Origin of the sequence: Catenulispora sp. GP43 (assembly GCF_041260665.1) — a bacterium.
Classification (GTDB): Bacteria; Actinomycetota; Actinomycetes; order Streptomycetales; family Catenulisporaceae; genus Catenulispora.
In genome coordinates, this window is the sequence record NZ_JBGCCT010000004.1 from 112,970 (window position 1) to 129,207 (window position 16,238).

The window sequence follows — 16,238 nt, forward strand, 5'->3', positions numbered from 1 at the left end:
TTTCGGCGACGTCTCGGGGGCTTCATCCTCACTCCCGCCGCTGCTCAGCCACCGCGGCCGGGGGGGTGAGGATGGGACAACGGGGCAGAGCGGATGTAGGAAGCTCGAGGCGATCCGGGGAGAAGGCAGCGTGGACGTCATCCAAGAGTGGTCGGGAAGCCTCGCCTGTGCACTTCAAGCCGCACTCCGAATGACTGACGAGGGGTTCGCGAACCGTCTCGGCGTCGCCGTCCATACTGTCGCCACGTGGCATGCGGAGCCTGGCGCCGTGCTCGGACCACAGGTTCAACAACTCCTCGACACCACGCTGGAACAGGCACCCGATTCCGCCCGAGCACGATTCAGGTTGCTGGCGGATGTCACGGCCGTTCTGTCCCGGGTCGGTGATCCGGCGGCCCAGGCGCTGCGCGTGGCGATAGCCGTCGTAACGCGGGAGGACGAAGTGCTGCTCGTCTGCCGGCGCGACGACGGCGGCGGGATCACGTGGCAGTTCCCGGCTGGAGTCGTCAAGCCGGGCGCGTCCCCGTCGACGGTCGCCGTCCGGGAGACCCTGGCGGAGACAGCGGTCCACTGCTCTGTACGGAGGATGCTCGGCAGCCGGCTTCACCCGATCACTGGCGTGATGTGCGACTACTTGCTATGCGACTACCTCGCAGGTACGGCGGTCAACGGCGATGTGGTCGAGAACGTCGAAGTCCTCTGGGTGGCGAAAAGCAGCGTCACTCGCTTCATACCGGCTGAGAGAATCTATCCGCCCGTGCTCAAAGCCTTGGAGGAAGAGACATGACCGCTGAAGCCCCCGAGAAGCGGCCCGGCATCGCCGCGGCCGTGGTCGTCGACGACGGTCGCGTGCTCCTCGTCCGCCGACGGGTCAAGGAGGGCTCGCTGTCCTGGCAGCTCCCAGCAGGGGGGATCGAGGACGGCGAGACGGTCGAACAGGCTGCCGTACGGGAGACCAAGGAAGAGACGGGCCTGACGGTCTCCGCTGTGAAGGTCCTCGGCGGACGACTGCATCCGGTCACCGGACGCCACATGTCCTACGTCGTCTGCGCGGCCGAGTCCGGCACAGCCCACCTCGCCGATGCCAACGAACTCGCCGAAGTCCGGTGGAGCGACCGGAAAGAGGTCGCCGAGCGAGTGCCTGACGGGTTTTGGGAGCCGGTCCAGGCATACCTGGACTCGGCGTTGGCGGACGGAATGTAGACCCCTAAGCGAGCCATAGTTCGGCACGCCGGGCGACGGCATAGATCCGTTGGTGCATGTCAGGGCTGAGTATCTGCGGAGCTGCGAGGAAGACGCGCTCCAGCCGTTCTCCTGGAACGATGAACACGTCCTCGGGCTGTTCCTTCACGTCCAGGGAGTGCACCCCGACGAAAGCGAGAACGCCGGCGACCCCGACAGGCAGACCACACGCTGAGGACAGTCGCCTGGCCGCGGCAGATGCCTCGTGCCTGCTGTTTCGTACATAATGGTTGAGCTGGCCGTTGACGCGGACGAAGTCGCCCTTGCAGGTGACCCGTGCGCCAGGGTGATGCTTCGTGTTGACTGTGAATACCCCGCCGGGCCCGATGACGATGTGATCTATGTCCGCGCCGCTCTTGAGCGGTATGGAATGAAGAACGTTCCAGCCGTGCCCCTTAAGGCGATCGAGACGACCACCGACGCGACGCTCGCCAGCCGCTCCCACTTCCCAGGACGTCGCTTCCGTTCGGATTCCTAGGATCTTCGCAGCGATACGCTGGAAACGCCCCGGGGAAAGCTCCGCAGCCCGCTCGCTGACGGCACTCCCGGCGATGTTGTTCGTCAGATCCGTGTCGGCCGTCGGCGCGGTTGAGCCGATCACGTGAGCCAAGGCACTGATATCCCCGCCCAAGAACGGCGCCAGGGCTTCCAGCGCCCGATATCGCATGTCCGGATCCTCGACATGCAGCTCGCCGGTCTGGCGATCGTAGTAGCCGATGTTCACACCGGTGGCGGTATGGGCGACGTACAGGCGGTCCTTGCCGTACCGCTTCCAAGCCTTGACGATCAGCTCCACCAGGGCACCTTATCAGGACTCTGAATTCCTTGGCTCGCGCTGCCGAATCACGCCATACTCGCATCGTGGCCGAGTGGACTTCCCTGATCGTCGCCGGAGTCGGTGTCGGTGGCACGCTCTTCGCGCCGTTGCTGACACAGCGATCCGCGCGAAAGGCCCGGCAACTGGAAGCTGAGATCCAGAGCCGGGAGAGCGCGCGCGAGCGCGACGAGCAGAAGGCTAAAGACGACCTGGCACAACGGCGGGCCATCTACACGGACCTGATATCAACCGCCAGGAACTACCGCGGATCCCTGGTTGACTTCTATGCCAGCTGGTCCGGGAAGACCTGGGATCACAATCCCCCACAAGACGCCTTGGAAACAGCCAGATCATCGTTCGCCGAATGCTTCTCTCGAGCACAGATGATAGTCCCGGAGCCCGTCCTGCTAAGAGCTCAGGCAGCATCGTATGCGCTGGGTGACGCATATCGACTACTGACGACCAGGCCTGCCCAGGATGCGCCGGCGCTCTCAGCGAGGGAGCAGACCGAAATCGTCCAGGGCAGTACTCGAACCGCAGTGACCGCGCTGCGGGACGCCATGCGCGCCGATCTGGGAATCAAGGTCGTCCAGGGCGCGCAGGTCGCGGTAGCGGCGCGGGGCCCCGGATTCGAGCATGCCGTCCTGGACGAACGCGGTGAGCAGGTCGTTGCCGGATGGCGATCCCGCTGAGGGGTCGGCGGCGGCCCACAGCGCGGGCATGGCGGTGCCGATCGGCTCGCCGACGCGGCGGGCTTCCACGGCGCGCGTCCATAGCTCGGCGTGGAAGCAGCGCACCGGCCAGCGTTCGTCGAGCAGGTTCTCGGCGGTCAGTTCCGGCTTGCCCAGCAGGGCTTGCAGGCCGTCGTAGGTCTGCACCAGGTCGTTGTGGTCGAGTTCGACGTGCATGTGCGGGGCGAGGTGCAGAATGTCGGCGGGGCCGGCCTCGCCGGCGTCCTGGAACAGCCGCCACAGGCCGCCGCGGCGCCGGTGGCCGCGGGGTGCGTTCTCCGCGCGCAGGCGTGCGTAGTCGAACAACCGCTCCCACCAGTCGAACAGCGCGGCCTGCCGGCCGAGGGTCGGCGCGACTCGCTGGTCCTGGGCCGGTGTCGGGGGCAGGTAGGGGTCGGTGACCGGCAGGAAGTCGAGGTCGAACCAGGCGGGTTGGGCGGTGAAGCCGCCGCCGGTCCGGCGGAACGCGGTTCCGGCGAAGTGGTCGGGGTGGTCGATCCGGTATCCGAGCTCTGATTGTCCGTCCTCGTGGCGGCGGGCCGACAGCTCGAAGCGATCGGTGAGGCGCAGTGCCAGAAACGCGCGCTGGTAGGTGCGCCGGATGTCGCGCAGGGTGGAGGGGTAGCGGCCGTCGATCGCGGCGCGGGCGGCCTCGGAGTCCAGGTCGAGGTCGGCGCCGAGGGTCCCGGTCTTGGCGGCGATGAACAGCCGGCTGCGCGGGACCGTCACCAGTTCCTCGCCGGTGTCCGGGCCGGCGTACTTGAGCTGGAAGCCGGTGTGCTGACGGCGGATGTCGTCCGGCTGCCGGAATCCGGGAGCGGGCCGCTGGAATTCCACGGTGATCGTGTAGGCGCCGCGCCGCATGTCGAGTTCGGTCTGGTGCGCGGTGTCCGGCTGGCCGGACCAGCCGTGGCTGAGCAGCAGCCAGGTGCGCGGGCCGCGGTCCAGCCGGATGCGCCAGGCGCAGTGTTCGGCGCGCTCGAAGTCGGGGTATTCGCCCTCGGCGGTGGGCGCGCCGGCCGCGAAGCGGTGGCGGCCGCCGTGCTCGATCAGCAGGACGCCGGTCCAGGCGACGGTGTGGCCCTGGGCACCGCCCAGGAGCCGGTCGGACTCTTCGGAGAAGGCCAGGCCGTTCTTGACGGTGGCGTTGACGCCGGCCGGGGTGCTCGCGTCCAGGGCCGGAAGCAGGGTCGGCAGCGGGGCGTCCGCGTGATCGCGGACGCGGCCGAACGCGTCGAGCCCGCCGGAGGTCTCGCGCCACAGGATACTGCCATCAGCGTTCGAATACTCGGTGCGCAGTCCGGTCCCGCACAGGCCGAGCAGCGCGGCGAAGGCTCCGCCGGTGGCCTGGGGCCAGGTGAGCGGCGGGGGCGAGCCGCCGGACTGCTCCCACGGTGTGGTGGCGGCGTTCTCGTCGGCGTGGAGCGATTTCAGGACGAGCCAGGAGCGGTCGAAGGCTTCGCGCTCGCCGTCCTCATGCTCATGGCAGTCCGGGTCGGCGTGCCGGGCCAGATGCTCGGCGATGATGCGGCAGCGCTTGCGGGCCAGGACGAAGGCGTGCTGGAAGTAGTGCCACCGCGCGTTCTCGTCGCCGTGCTGGATCAAGTGCCGGTCGGCGTCGGCGAGGTCGGGGAACAGGAGGCCGAGGGCCGCGAGGTCCGCCCGCGGCTGCCAGTACAGCTCCTGGACCGCCAGCAGTTCGCTGCTCCCGGCGGGGCCGTCCTTGAGCTGCCGCAGCCGGGCCAGCGACTTCAGCACATTCTCGTCGGACAGCGGCAGGTCGGTCCACAGGTTCGCGGTGGCCGCGTCGTAGTGGAAGGCGCCGTCGGGGTCGCCGTTCCACATGCCCGGGGTGGTGCTGCCGACGCTCAGGGGACTGAGATAGCGGCGCTGGACCGGGGTCACCGGCTGGCCCTCGCGCTCCAGGACGTGGGGGAACGCGTGCCGGGCCAGCGAGGTCAGCGGGTCGCCGGAGCCGGTCGGGGCGTATCCGAACTCCTCGGCCAAAGCCGCCTGGATCCGGGGCCAGGTCCAGCGGTCCAGGTCGTCGTGGTCCACCGTTGCGTCGAGCAGCCGCGCGCGCAGCGCCCACAGTGAGTGCCCCCGGCCGTCGTCGGGCAGCTCCAACGGGTCGTCCTCGGCGTCGCCGGCGGACTGCGGCAGGAACGGGTCGTCGCCGCTGACGTGGGTCCCGGTGCACAACAGCTCGAGCTCGCCGACGGTGAACGACGAGGCGTCGATCTTCGCCAGCACCTCGACGAACCGCAGGGTGCGGGTCGGCGAGGCGTGCCAGGTGTCGGTCGCGACGGTCGGGTCGAAGCCGGCCAGCACGGACAGCCCGTCCAGCACCGCCGGCTCCAGCTTGACGTCCGGCGCGTCGCGGCGCGGACGGTGGTGGACCCTGACGGCGTACTCCTGCAACCGGTCCAGCAGCTCGCCGACCGCCCAGGCCCAGTCCTCCGGCGCGGCGTTCGGATCCCAGAGCGCGAGCAGCCGGAGCCGGACAACGCCGGTGAGGAGCTGTTCGGTGTCAGAGTTCTGGATCGTCACTTCGCCAAGCGGCAGGCACAGCAGGTCGCGGAGCATCTGGAAGGCGGCCAGCTGGGCGATGAAGTCCGGGTTCAGGGTCCCGTCGGCACCGAACAGGCCCAGGACCGTGCAGATGTCGGCCAGTTCGGCGAAGGTGTAGCCGCCGCAGCGCTGCTTCTTGAGCTTGCGCCACAGGCGGATGAACACGGCCAGCTGGCCCAGCGCAGTGGCGGTCGGCGATCCGTTGCCGTCGCTGGAGTCAGAGTCCTGAGTGAAGCGGAGCCAGATCTTGTCGGGGTAGCACGGCGGACAGGTGTCGAAGCCGCCGCCTTCCCGATCGCCTTCGCGGTCGCCGCGTGAGAAGGGGACGAAGCCCGAGCGCCACAGGTCGACGAAGTCGCAGTAGTCCAGGCCGGTGCGCTTGAGGAATTCGCTGAGGATGACCGCGGTCTGAGTCCAGTCACCGGTCGGTACCCCATCACCAAACTGTGTCTTCGATTGCGCGAAGCCGTACAGGGTCCAAGCCGCGATCGGCGTGGTGAACAGCGCGTCGGCTTCGGCCGGATCGATGTGCAGGTACTCCACCGCGATGTCACGCTGTACCGGGAACCGCCACAGCGTGCTGTCGAATCCGGCCGGGTCGGGGCCGGCGAGCACGAATTCGGTGATCTGGGCCCGGAAGTGCCGCAGCAGCTCGAACCGGTCGGTGCCCAGCTCGCACAGATGTGAGCGCGAGACGTCGAGCGGCTGGCTGTAGGGCAGTTCGGGGCTGGAGAAGTCGGTGGCGAGCGCCGGATAGCCGCCGGGCTCGGCGACCGGGCTGGCGGGTGAGGAGTACTCGGGCAGCGCGCGGAACAGGGCCGCGGCCTCGTGCCGGAACGGCGGTCCGGGCTCGCTCGCGGCTCCGGGCGGCGCGAGGCGGTGGTCGCGCACCGAGGACACAGCGGTGTCGTGGACCACGCCGCCGACCCCGGTCGCGGTGCCACCGCCGGCCACCACCGCGGCGGCCAGGTGTTCCAGGCTCTCGGTCACCAGGTCGACGAGCGGGATCGGGGTGATGAGGTTCGCGGCGTCGGCCTGCAGGGCCGCCAGGTCGCCGCGCCTGGTCTTCAGCAGCGTGGCGAAGTCGACCCCGGACGGCGACACCGGTTGGGCGCAGGTGGAGTCCGGGCCAGCCTTCAGCAGTTCGCTGAGATACGCGATCGGGCCGAGCGGGGACAGTTCTTCGGGCGGAACGCAGTCCATCAGGTCGCCGTCGGCGTTGACCGGGACGAACGGGCCCGTCGACCCGCCGGGCGGGGTCAGGCTGCCGCCGGCCGCGGTCCAGATCGCGCCGGCCCACTGGTGGGCCACCGAGCCGGCCACCGCGGTCTGGAAGTCGGCCTCGTCCAGCACGGTGATCGCGTCCTTGCCGGTGAAGCCGCGGGTGTACAAGGCCTCGATGATCGAGAACTGGAGGCTCGCGGCGTTGGCGGACGCCGCCGGGATCAGCCCGTCGGTCACGGCGGCGAGCTCGCCGATGCTCTTCACCGCCGCGGCCAGCCAGGCCGCCGCGTCGGCGTCGTCCGGGAACACCGCGGCGATCGCGGTCTGGGCCGCCGCGTCGTCGGGCGCGGTGGTCCCGAAGACAAACGCGGTGCCGGTGCCGTTGTAGTACTCGACGAGGAACGCCTGCAACGGATCGAAGCCGTAGCGGTCGAGCTGCGGCGCGCTGCCCGGGGTGAGGACGACGTCGGCCGGCGTCGTGGTGCCGACGCTGTAGAAGTGCTGCAAGATGCGCAGGAACGCCCGGATCCGGTCCGCTACCGAGACCGTCGCGCCGGGCGGGCTCGTCGAGGCGGGCAGGAACTGCGGGTGCGCGGTCAGGAAAACGGTCCACTCGTCGGCGGTGACGGCGGCCAGTCCGTCGGCGTCGGTGATGCCGAGCCCGCCGCTGCCCGGCGGCGTGCCGAGCGGCTGTTGGACGGCCGCGACCAGATCGCTGAGCGTGGTGGCCGGGGCGACGTCGTCGAATCCGGTCAGCGCGCACAGGATCAGCCGCAGCTGGCCGCGCCGGTTGGCGGCCTTGGCCGGGGTGCTGCCGGTGAGCAGCGTGCTCCACAGGGTCTCGTCCGGTTTGTCGCTGGCCAGCCAGGCGGTGACCAGCTTCACCGGGTCGCCGATCGGGCCGATCTTGCAGTGCGGGTCGGTCCCGCTGGTCAAGGTCAGCGCGATGATCCGGCGCGCCGCCTGCAGCGGTGTGATCAGCCCGGTGACGTCGATGGTGCCGGCGTCGATCGTCTGCTGGAAGAGGTCGACGAGCGCGGACTCGGACTTGCCGCCGGCGATCGTCAGCCGGGTGGCGGCGTCGATGCTGGTCGGCATGGTGCAGCCGAGCGCGTAGAAGTACTCTGCGGGAACCTCGAAGCTCGGCGTCAGCCCTGGCATGGCTGCCCCTCATGGTTGCTCTGCCGGACCAGCTCGGCTGGATCCGGGTCGCCGGCCTGATCGGATCAGGCGTCGTCAGTTGTGCAGGACCACGCGGGCCTCGGCGGCCTGCGCGACGCCGGGCACCGAGGTGACGCGCACCGGGAAGGTGAGCGCGGCGTCGGGGGCGGCCTTGGTGGTGGCGTTGCAGTTCAGGGCGGCCGACCAGGCGTAGATGAAGCCCGCGAGACGGCTCGCCTCGGCGTCGAGGGTGGCGTAGTAGGACTGCAGGGTCGACTCGAAGTGCTTGCGGTCGTCGTCGCTGCCGGTGGTGTAGAGGACCGGCACCGCCGAGGAAGGGGCCGGCAACGGAGCCGCGTAGCGGTTGCTGACCAGTTCGCGGGCGATGTGCAGACACTGCTGCGCGGTGAGGTCCGTCGGGTCGGCCATGCCCGTCGGGTCCTCGGCCAGGATCGCGTCGACCGCGTTCTTGATGTCGGTGAACGAAGGCGCGCTGCCGTCGGCCGGCGGCACCAGGTAGGCGGTCCCGGACCCGGCGTCGAAAGCCGGATCGGGCAGCGGCAGATACCGGCCGACGACCCCGCCGCCCGGCGAGCCGTCCAGCGTCAGCGATGTGCCGGCCACGCCGAGCGCGAAGGACGCCGGGACGGCGTAGGGGCTGCCGGTGCTGCCCCACAGCTGCACGTCGTAGTCGAGGCTGTCCTCGCGGATCGTGTTGCCGTCACGGGTCACCGAGAGCACGACGTTGACCAGGCTCTCCGGCGAGGTGTACTTGGCCAGGATCGCGCTGTCGACGTCGATCACGGCCACCGCCGCCGAATACAGCTTGGTGTCGAACAGGTCGGTGAGCTGGTAGATGGTGTTCGTCGAGTCGTTGGCGGCCGTGTACTCGGCCGACCCGATCACGGCGTGCGGGGGCTCGGGGAGCGTGTCCGGGTGGCCGAAGTCGACCTGGTACGCGGTCACTACGAGCTTGTGGAGGTACTTCTCGAAGTCCAGCGGATCGCCCACCACTTTGGGCGGATGCAGGACCACGAGCAGAGCGACACCGCTGCTCATCGGCCGACCTCACCGGAATCCATGCGTCCCGCCTTCCGCAACGACGTCTCGCCACGGCGGTGGTACCCGACGAATGCGGTGGTGATACCAGGTTTCATGAGAAACCCCTATAAGAGTCGAGATACTGGACATTCGACTGTTAGGGCCTTCTAAGTTGCTCAGACGCTACCTCTGCGGCACGGGCTCGGACACTCGGTCATAGCCCTTACGTGGCCACGCCACGACCAGACCGAGGACGCACCCGGCGAGCAGACCCACGCCGTGGTTGTTCGCGATCGCGCACAAGAACACTCCGGCCGCCAGGATGGCGGTTGCGTTCGCCCGCTGGCGCTTGGGGCTGGCGGCACGCACCAGGCACAGCGCGGCGAGCGCCCCCACCAGCCCGCAGATGGCGACGGAGCAGCCGCCGCCAGTCCGGCTCCAGCCGGCCTCGCTGACGACGTTGGCGGCCACACCGCTACCGAAGAAGACCAGCAGCCAGCGCCGGGGCCCGAGGACGCGCTCGGCGACCGGGCCCGCGACGGCTAGCGCGGGCACGTTCACCACGATCTGGACCAGGCCGGAGGACTGGATGAACAGAGCCGTGAACACCCGCCACCACCGGCCGTCGCGGAGTGCGTCCGGCTGCCGCATCAGGTGCCCGGACAGACCGGGCACGGTGTACTGCAGACCGATCATCACGAGCACCACCGCCAGGACCACGGCGGTGGCCCACGGCCAGGGCCTGCGGCGCCAGATCGCCGACAGGACCTGGACCGGGCTCCGTTCCTCATTCCGGGCGCCGGACAGCGCTATCAGCAGCGGCTGTCCGGCACCGATGACGACTGCTGCGCTCGCGTAGAGCTCCAGCTCATGCGCGCCGGCCATTCCCGACCCCCCTCGGCCTTGATTTTCTTGATCACCTTAGCCGGAAACCGCGGCCGGCTTCGGCGTCAGGGGTATTCGGTGTCAGGGGTATTCGGCGTCAGGGGTAGATGTATTCCGCCTGCCACTGGTCCCGTGGCTGCCGGTGCAGCTCCAGATAGACCGGAGCGATGGCGGCGGGGGCGAAGCGTGCGTCGTCCGGGCGCAGCAGCCCCCGGATCGTGACCGTGGAGACGTGCACGCCGGCCTTCAGCTGTTCGGCGTGCAGGGCCAGGGCGTAGGCCCGCAGCGCCGCCTTGCCCACAGACAGCGTCGTGTAGTCGGGGGACGGAGCCACGGCGAAGCCACCGCCGGTGAGCAGAACCGTGCCCCGGCCTTCGCGGAACGCCGGGATCACATGGCCGGCGGCCACGGCGGCACCCGTGACGTTGACCGCCAGGCTGTCCGCCCAGTGCTCCGCAGTGGCCGCGGCGGCGCCGGTCGGGGTGTCGGGCCGGGCTGCTGCCGCGTTGTAGACCAGCACTTCCGGGGCGCCCAACTCGGCGATCGCCGCGTCCAGCGCCGCCTGAAGGTCCTGCGGCCGCGCCGCGTCGGCCGGTTGGACGTGGACTCTGTGGCCCCCGCCCTGAAGGACGGCGGCCAGTTCCCGAAGCCGCGATTCGCCACGGCCCAGCAGGGCGACCGCGTGGCCGGCTTCGGCGAACACCCGCGCCACCGCCAGACCCAGCCCCGGCCCGGCGCCGAGAATCAGGACGCTGCCTTGCTCGGTCATCGCTCTCCCCCAGAGTTGTCTCCGCTGCCTGCACTGCCTGCACAGCCTGCACTGTCTGCGCTGCCTGCACTGCCTGCCGCCGGTGCGGCGGGCCGGAACCCGTACTCCTGCCAGTTCGCCAGCACCCGCTGCCGCACCTCGGCGGGCCAGTTGTGCGCGAAGTCCGAGGCCACCGGCCGCTGATCCGCCGGGAAGCGGTCGGCGAGCAGACAGTTGTAGACGACCTTCGTCGCGTGGTAGCTCAGCCGCTCATGTTCGTCCAGGTAGACCGGGATGATGTTCTGCGGCTGGTTCTCGAAGTGCTCCTCGCCGTGCTCCGGGTGCGCCCGGCTGGCGAAGGCCCAGATCAGCTGGGCCGGATCGGCGATGTCGAAGTCGTGCTCGACCAGCACCAGCTTGGGCACGCCGAAGGCGAGCTTGCCGGCCCCGAACACCACCTCGCCGACCCGCCGGGCCATCTGCTGCGAGGTCAGCCCGGACACCTCGTGCCAGTCCGGCCGCAAGGCCACGACCCACCAGTGCGCCGCCGACTCCAGCACGCCCCAGCACGCCGAGACCGGCAGCCGGCCCTCGCGCAGCACGTACGTCATCTCCGCGGCGTGCGGCAGCCCCCAGCCGGTGTGGTCCTCCTCGACCGGCGCGCCCGCGACGGCCACCGGCAGGATCGCGTCGTCGCGGTAGGTGACCGCGGTGACGTGCAGGACCGGCTTGGGCGAGTGGCTGCCCCGATCCAGATAGCCGGGGTACTCCCCCATCGGGCCCTCGTCGGCCACGTCGGTCAGCGAGACCCGGCCCTCGATGACGATCTCGGCCGTGGCCGGGACCAGCAGGTCCACCGTCTCGGCCGGGACCAGCTCCAGCCCCTCGCCGAAGTAGCCGCCCAGGAAGTGCGCCTCGTCGTCGCCCTCGGGCAGCGGCATGCCGCCGACGTAGGGCAGCGCCGGTTCGACGCCGAGTGCGACGGCGATCGGCAGGTCCTCGCCCCGCTTCTCCCACAGGGCCCTGATGATGCCCAGGTGCTGCGGCGGCGGAATGAGGCAGGCCAGCCGGTTCCGGTCGACCAGCATCATGCGGTTCACCGACCAGTTGGTCCAGGAACCGTCCGGGGTCTTGGCGATGTTCATGCCGTAGGACTGGATGTAGCGCCCGCCGTCGCCGTCGTGGATCAGCGGCGTGGGGAACTTCAGCAGGTCGACCTCGTCGCCCTTCATGATGTTCTCCTTGCACGGCGCCTCCGAGGCGTCCACCACCCGCGGCGGCACCGGCTCGCGCTGCCGCGCGTCGGCCAGCGCGGTGACGATGTCCGCGCCGCCGGTGCCGGCCGGCAGGCCCAGCGCCAGCGCGATGCGGGAGTACGTCAGACCGGGCTGCGCCGACAGCCCGCCCGGCGCCGACAGGACCCGGAAGCCCTTCTCGATACCGGTGATCGTGGTGAACAGCGGAGCCGGCGCGCGCAGCTCGTACGTCCGGCGCGCGACGGCGCCGATCTCCAGGTTCCAGTCGACTTCCTTCTCGATCGGCTGCACCTCGCCGATCGCCGCCAGGTCGTCGATGAATTCGCGCAGGCTCTTGGGGTGTTTCAGGGGTTCCACGGGGACGTCCTCCTTCGGTTCGGAGGCCGACGGTAGGAAGGCGCGACAACGCGGACGTATCTCGGCGATATCTCCGCCGCTCAGGCCGTGGCGGACGCCGCCGCGGTCCCGATGGTGTCCGAGCAGGCGCAGGAGCAGGCCCCGAGTCCGCCGGCGGCATGGTCCTGCCCGGCCCGGTGATCCCGCCGACGGGGGTGCGCTGCGGCCAGGCCGCGCTCGGATTCGCAGACGCCTGCGACGTCGCCGAGGGACCGGTACAGCCGCAGGGCGCGCCCGAATTGGAAACGCGCGGTGTCGTACTCGCCGGCGAACGCCAGGGCGCGCCCGATCTGCCGATAGGCGCGCGCCTGGGCCGCCGGGTCGCCGAGCCGCTTGGCCGCAGCCAGGCCGATCCGGGCCTGGCGGGCGTCGTCGTGCCAGCGGCCGCGCAGCATGAGGCTGCACGACTGGGTCGCCGCCAGGCGCCAGGCGTAGGAATCGAAGCCGGCCGCCGCGGCGTGCGCCACCAGCGCCATCAGGACGTTCTGCTCCTGGTCCAGCCACGCCATGCCCGCGCGCTCCTCGGTGAAGGGCCGCGCCGCCAGGCCCGGCGGCAGCGGTACGCGGTCGGGCTCGATCCCGGTCGGCAGCGAGGTGTGGCTACGCTCCCCGGCCACGGCCCACAGCAGGTGGTATTCGAGCAACCGGTGCTGGGCCGCGCGGCGCTGCTCGGCGGTGGTGTCCTGCTCGACGAGCTCGGTGGCGAAGGCGCGCACCAGGCCGTGCATCGTGTAGCGGCCCAGGGTCGTCTCGGTCAGCAGGTTCACCGCGGCCAGCTCGGCGACCAGCGGCGCCGCCTCGGACGGCGGGAGGTCCGCCAGGGCCGCGACCGCCGGCACGGTGATCTCAGGGCCCGGATGCAGTCCGAGGAAGCGCAGCGTCCGGGCCGCGGCCGCCGGCAGCTGCCGGTACGACCAGGACAGGACGTTGCGGACGTCGCTCGTGTCGTCCCCGGGGTTCAGCGCGTTGAGCGCGTTGGACTCCAGCTGGGCGGCGAGCGCCTCCAGCGGGACGTTCGCCAGGACCACGGCCCGGGCGGCGGCGACGGCCAGAGCCAACGGCAGGTTGCCGCAGCGGTCGGCGATCGCCTCGATCGCGCGCTCCCGGCCCGAGACCCGGCCCGGCCCCAGCCGGCGCGCCAGCAGCTCGTGCGAGTCGGCCGCCGTCAGCGGCTCCAGCGTGAGCGCCTCGGCGCCGTCCAGCGCGACCAGCCCGGTCAGGCACCGGCGGCTGGTGACCAGGGCGCGGGCGGCGCCGGCGGGCAGAAGGGGACGGGCCTGGGAGGCGTCGCGGGCGTTGTCGATGACCAGCAGGACCCGCCGGGCGGCGACCCGGCTCCGGTACAGCGCCGCACGGCCCTGCGGCGTGGCGGGCACCTCCTCGGGCGGTACGCCGAGGAAGTCCAGCAGGGCGCTGACGGCGGCGTCGGTGGACAGCGGCCGGCCGTCGGCGGCGAATCCGTTGAGGTCCAGGTACATCCGGCCGTCGGGGAAGGCCGCGGCGGCCTCGTGGGCCCAGGTCAGCGCCACGGTGGTCTTGCCGACCCCGGCCGGGCCGGACAGCACTCCGACCCGGCAGACCGACTCGGCTTCGCGGGCATCGCTGGCATCGCGGGCGTCACGGGGGTCGCGGGCCTCGTCGGGACCGGCGAGCAGGCGTGTGAGCGCGGCCAGTTCCGTACGCCGGCCGACGACCAGCCGCGGTCGGGGCGGAAGCTGCGAGGGCGCGGCCGGGGCGGGTAGCAGGTGCTTGCCGCCGCGATGAGCCACCTCCCGATCGGCGCGCCACACCGCGACCACTTCCGACACAGGCGCTTCCTGCAGCACCAGCTGATGCAGCAAGCGCAGACACGGCGACGGATCCGATCCGACGGCCTCCCGCAGCCGGGCCCGGACCGCGCGATAGGCGTCCAGCGCCTCGGTCCGCCGGCCGGCGCCGTACAACGCGACCAGACGCCGCTCGTGGAGCGTGTCGAGGAACGGATGCGCGGCTATCAGGGCACTGAGCAGCGGCAGGGCCCGCTCGAACTGCCCCAGGCACAGCAGCGCGTCCAGGCGGGTCTCCTCCAGACGCAGACGCAGCGCGTCGAGCGCCGGACGGCAGTCGCCCTGGAGCCGCTCGCAGGGTACGTCCTCCAGCGGGTCGCCCCGCCACAGCGCCAGCCCCTCGTCGGCCAGCTGCCCGCCGGCCTCGAAACCGCCGCCGCACAACGCGTCTCGGGCCCGGGACTCCAGGGCGGCGGCGTGGAGGTGGTCGAGCTCGCACGGATCACGCACGTCCAGCAGATATCCGCCGGACGCCGTCCGGAGCCGCCCGGACGCCTCTCCCATGGTGCGGCGCAGCCGGGCGACGTAGTTCAGCACCGCGGCCTTGGCGCTCGACGGTTTCGCCTGCGGCCACAGGGCTTCGGTCAGGAAGTCGGTGGAGACGGTGTGGTTCGGGCGCAGCGCCAGGGTGGCCAGGATGACGCGCTGCTTGGCGGCGGCGACCGGCGTCGGGTCCGCGGCACCGGTCCCGACCCGCACCGGTCCCAGGATCGCCACGTGCATCCCAGCTCCTCCCCGCTGATGATCTGCTGGCATCCAAAACCCTAACTCCTCTTCTCAGTGGGGGGCGCGCGTTATCGGCGGGATAGGTCTGGCTCCTAGCTTGCGGCCGTAAGCACCCTGACCCGAGCTTGAGGAGCAACCATGCTGTCCGTCCCCACGTACTCCGCGGCCGAGCGCGACCGGCGCTGGGAGGTGGCCAGGGAACTGATGGCCTCCGAGGGCCTCGACGCGCTGGTCGCCTACGGCGAGCGCGAATGCGCGGACCTCGCGCCCTTCGCCCCGGACACGTACTTCACCAACGACCGGCCCGGGTCGATCGTCGTCTTCTGCCGCGACGCCGACCCGGTGCAGCTGGTCTGGTCCACGCTGCCGATCCAGGACCACATCGAGGCGATGAAGCGCGGCGACCAGCTGTGGATCCCGCCGCACGACATCCGGGTCGGCCGGAACGCGGCCGGCGTCGTGGAGGTGCTGCGCGAACACCGGCTGGAGAACGCGACGATCGGCGTGCTCGGCCTGGACCCGTTCCCGCCGTTCCACATCCTGCCGATCATGCCGTACGCGCTGTGGTCCGAGGTCCTGGCCGAGCTGCCCGGCGCCACGTTCAAGCAAGTCGGCATGAGCTACCTGTTCGCGACCATCCGCCAGTCCGAGGAGGAGCTCGCGGTCATCCGCTACTCGGCCGACGCCGGGGAGGCGATGGCGCGCGCCATGCTGGAGGCCACGGCCCCCGGCGTCGACGAGGCCGAGATCTTCACCGCCGGCATGTCCGCCGCCTTCCGGCGTGGTTGTGCGGCCCCGCAGATGCTGCTGTGGTCCGGGCCCGGTTTCATCTCCTGGGGCTCCCCGGCTTGGGCGTACCGGCCGCAGAGCCCGCGGGTCGTCGCCGAGGGCGACGTCGTCATGGCCGAGGCGTTCTGCCGGTTCGGGATGAAGGAGACCCAGACCCAGGTCGCGATCGCGGTCGGCGATCTTCATCCGGACCTTGAGGAGGCCGCGGTCATCGCCCGCGCGGCGTACGAGGCGGGGCTGGCCGCGGCGGTCGTCGGCAACACGTTCGGGGACCTGGCCGGGGCGATGCTCGGAGTGCTCAAGGAAGCCGGCGCGTGGAACGTGCACCCGATGGTGCACACGCTCAACCCCTACGGACCGGTGTGCGGCTTCGGCCAGGGACTGCGCCGGGTGCCGGAGGCGCTGGAGTACGGGCGGCTGTTCGAGCTGCCGACGATGGGCGGCGAGCTGCCGCTGGCGCCCGGCATGACGTTCGCGTTCGAGCCGAACGCGGTGGTCGACGGCAAGGCGGTGAACCTGGGCTGCACTGTCGTCATCGGACAGGACGGCCCGATCGAGCTCAATCCGTTCACGGCACAGTTGCTGCGGGCCTGAGGCCGGTGCGACGTTTCACTCCTCAACGCCGATGAGGACGACGAACACGCGACCACCGTCCGCCGGCAATCCCCCGCCGCGGCGCGCATAGGCCGCAACGGACACCGAACCGCTGGTGGAGACACCGCGCCTGCCACCGCGGCCCCGGCATGACGTAAGCGATCCAAGCCGACCGCCCCGCGAACCAGAGCGTCAATTGACTGATGTCCCACCGACGCCGCGCGGGTCAGG

Annotated in this window: 10 protein-coding genes; 3 read left to right on the forward strand and 7 right to left on the reverse strand. The window is 70.8% G+C overall.

All coding sequences use genetic code 11. The features are described 5' to 3' along the window. Positions 1–130 precede the first annotated feature (130 nt). Together ABH926_RS10640 and ABH926_RS10645 are read left to right on the forward strand one after the other, a co-directional pair. Positions 131–787 carry an NUDIX hydrolase gene (locus tag ABH926_RS10640; protein WP_370365264.1) on the forward strand — a complete coding sequence of 219 codons (657 nt, stop codon included), beginning with the start codon at positions 131–133 and terminating at the stop codon, positions 785–787. Continuing rightward, entirely contained in the window at positions 784–1,203 is a 420-nt protein-coding gene (locus ABH926_RS10645; RefSeq protein WP_370365265.1) for an NUDIX hydrolase, read from the forward strand. The genes ABH926_RS10640 and ABH926_RS10645 overlap by 4 nt, the downstream gene beginning before the upstream one ends. 4 nt (positions 1,204–1,207) lie before the next feature. Here the strand turns inward: ABH926_RS10645 and ABH926_RS10650 are convergent, their stop codons facing one another. From ABH926_RS10650 to ABH926_RS10680, 7 genes are all read right to left on the reverse strand, one after another. Further along, a complete protein-coding gene (locus ABH926_RS10650; RefSeq protein WP_370365266.1) occupies positions 1,208–2,038 on the reverse strand; it encodes a nuclease-related domain-containing protein in 831 nt (276 codons plus the stop codon). A 512-nt stretch (positions 2,039–2,550) separates the two neighbouring features. Further along, a complete protein-coding gene (locus ABH926_RS10655) occupies positions 2,551–7,746 on the reverse strand; it encodes a hypothetical protein (RefSeq protein ID WP_370365267.1) in 5,196 nt (1,731 codons plus the stop codon). 75 nt (positions 7,747–7,821) lie between these two features. Then, positions 7,822–8,805: a hypothetical protein gene (locus ABH926_RS10660; RefSeq protein ID WP_370365268.1), complete on the reverse strand. Its 984-nt coding sequence runs from the start codon at positions 8,803–8,805 to the stop codon at positions 7,822–7,824. Positions 8,806–8,970: 165 nt separating this feature from the next. Further along, positions 8,971–9,672, reverse strand: coding sequence for a rhomboid family intramembrane serine protease (locus ABH926_RS10665; RefSeq protein ID WP_370365269.1), 702 nt, complete (start codon positions 9,670–9,672; stop codon positions 8,971–8,973). A 97-nt stretch (positions 9,673–9,769) separates the two neighbouring features. Continuing rightward, positions 9,770–10,441, reverse strand: a complete 672-nt coding sequence (locus tag ABH926_RS10670) for an SDR family NAD(P)-dependent oxidoreductase (protein ID WP_370365270.1) — start codon at positions 10,439–10,441, stop codon at positions 9,770–9,772. Further along, positions 10,438–12,033 carry a UbiD family decarboxylase gene (locus tag ABH926_RS10675; RefSeq protein WP_370365271.1) on the reverse strand — a complete coding sequence of 532 codons (1,596 nt, stop codon included), beginning with the start codon at positions 12,031–12,033 and terminating at the stop codon, positions 10,438–10,440. Before ABH926_RS10675 ends, ABH926_RS10670 begins: the two co-directional genes overlap by 4 nt. An 80-nt stretch (positions 12,034–12,113) precedes the next feature. Next, positions 12,114–14,621: a BTAD domain-containing putative transcriptional regulator gene (locus ABH926_RS10680; RefSeq protein WP_370365272.1), complete on the reverse strand. Its 2,508-nt coding sequence runs from the start codon at positions 14,619–14,621 to the stop codon at positions 12,114–12,116. A 141-nt stretch (positions 14,622–14,762) separates the two neighbouring features. Here ABH926_RS10680 and ABH926_RS10685 point away from each other — a divergent pair, with 141 nt between their 5' ends. Continuing rightward, positions 14,763–16,007: a M24 family metallopeptidase gene (locus tag ABH926_RS10685; RefSeq protein ID WP_370365273.1), complete on the forward strand. Its 1,245-nt coding sequence runs from the start codon at positions 14,763–14,765 to the stop codon at positions 16,005–16,007. Positions 16,008–16,238 lie beyond the last annotated feature (231 nt).

What these genes read in the sequence shown, in the direction of transcription:
- ABH926_RS10645 (WP_370365265.1), top strand. Translation starts at nt 784, where the DNA reads ATGACCGCTGAAGCCCCCGAGAAGCGGCCCGGCATCGCCGCGGCCGTG.
- ABH926_RS10655 (WP_370365267.1), bottom strand. Translation starts at nt 7,746, where the DNA reads ATGCCAGGGCTGACGCCGAGCTTCGAGGTTCCCGCAGAGTACTTCTAC.
- ABH926_RS10660 (WP_370365268.1), bottom strand. Translation starts at nt 8,805, where the DNA reads ATGAGCAGCGGTGTCGCTCTGCTCGTGGTCCTGCATCCGCCCAAAGTG.
- ABH926_RS10665 (WP_370365269.1), bottom strand. Translation starts at nt 9,672, where the DNA reads ATGGCCGGCGCGCATGAGCTGGAGCTCTACGCGAGCGCAGCAGTCGTC.
- ABH926_RS10670 (WP_370365270.1), bottom strand. Translation starts at nt 10,441, where the DNA reads ATGACCGAGCAAGGCAGCGTCCTGATTCTCGGCGCCGGGCCGGGGCTG.
- ABH926_RS10680 (WP_370365272.1), bottom strand. Translation starts at nt 14,621, where the DNA reads ATGCACGTGGCGATCCTGGGACCGGTGCGGGTCGGGACCGGTGCCGCG.
- ABH926_RS10685 (WP_370365273.1), top strand. Translation starts at nt 14,763, where the DNA reads ATGCTGTCCGTCCCCACGTACTCCGCGGCCGAGCGCGACCGGCGCTGG.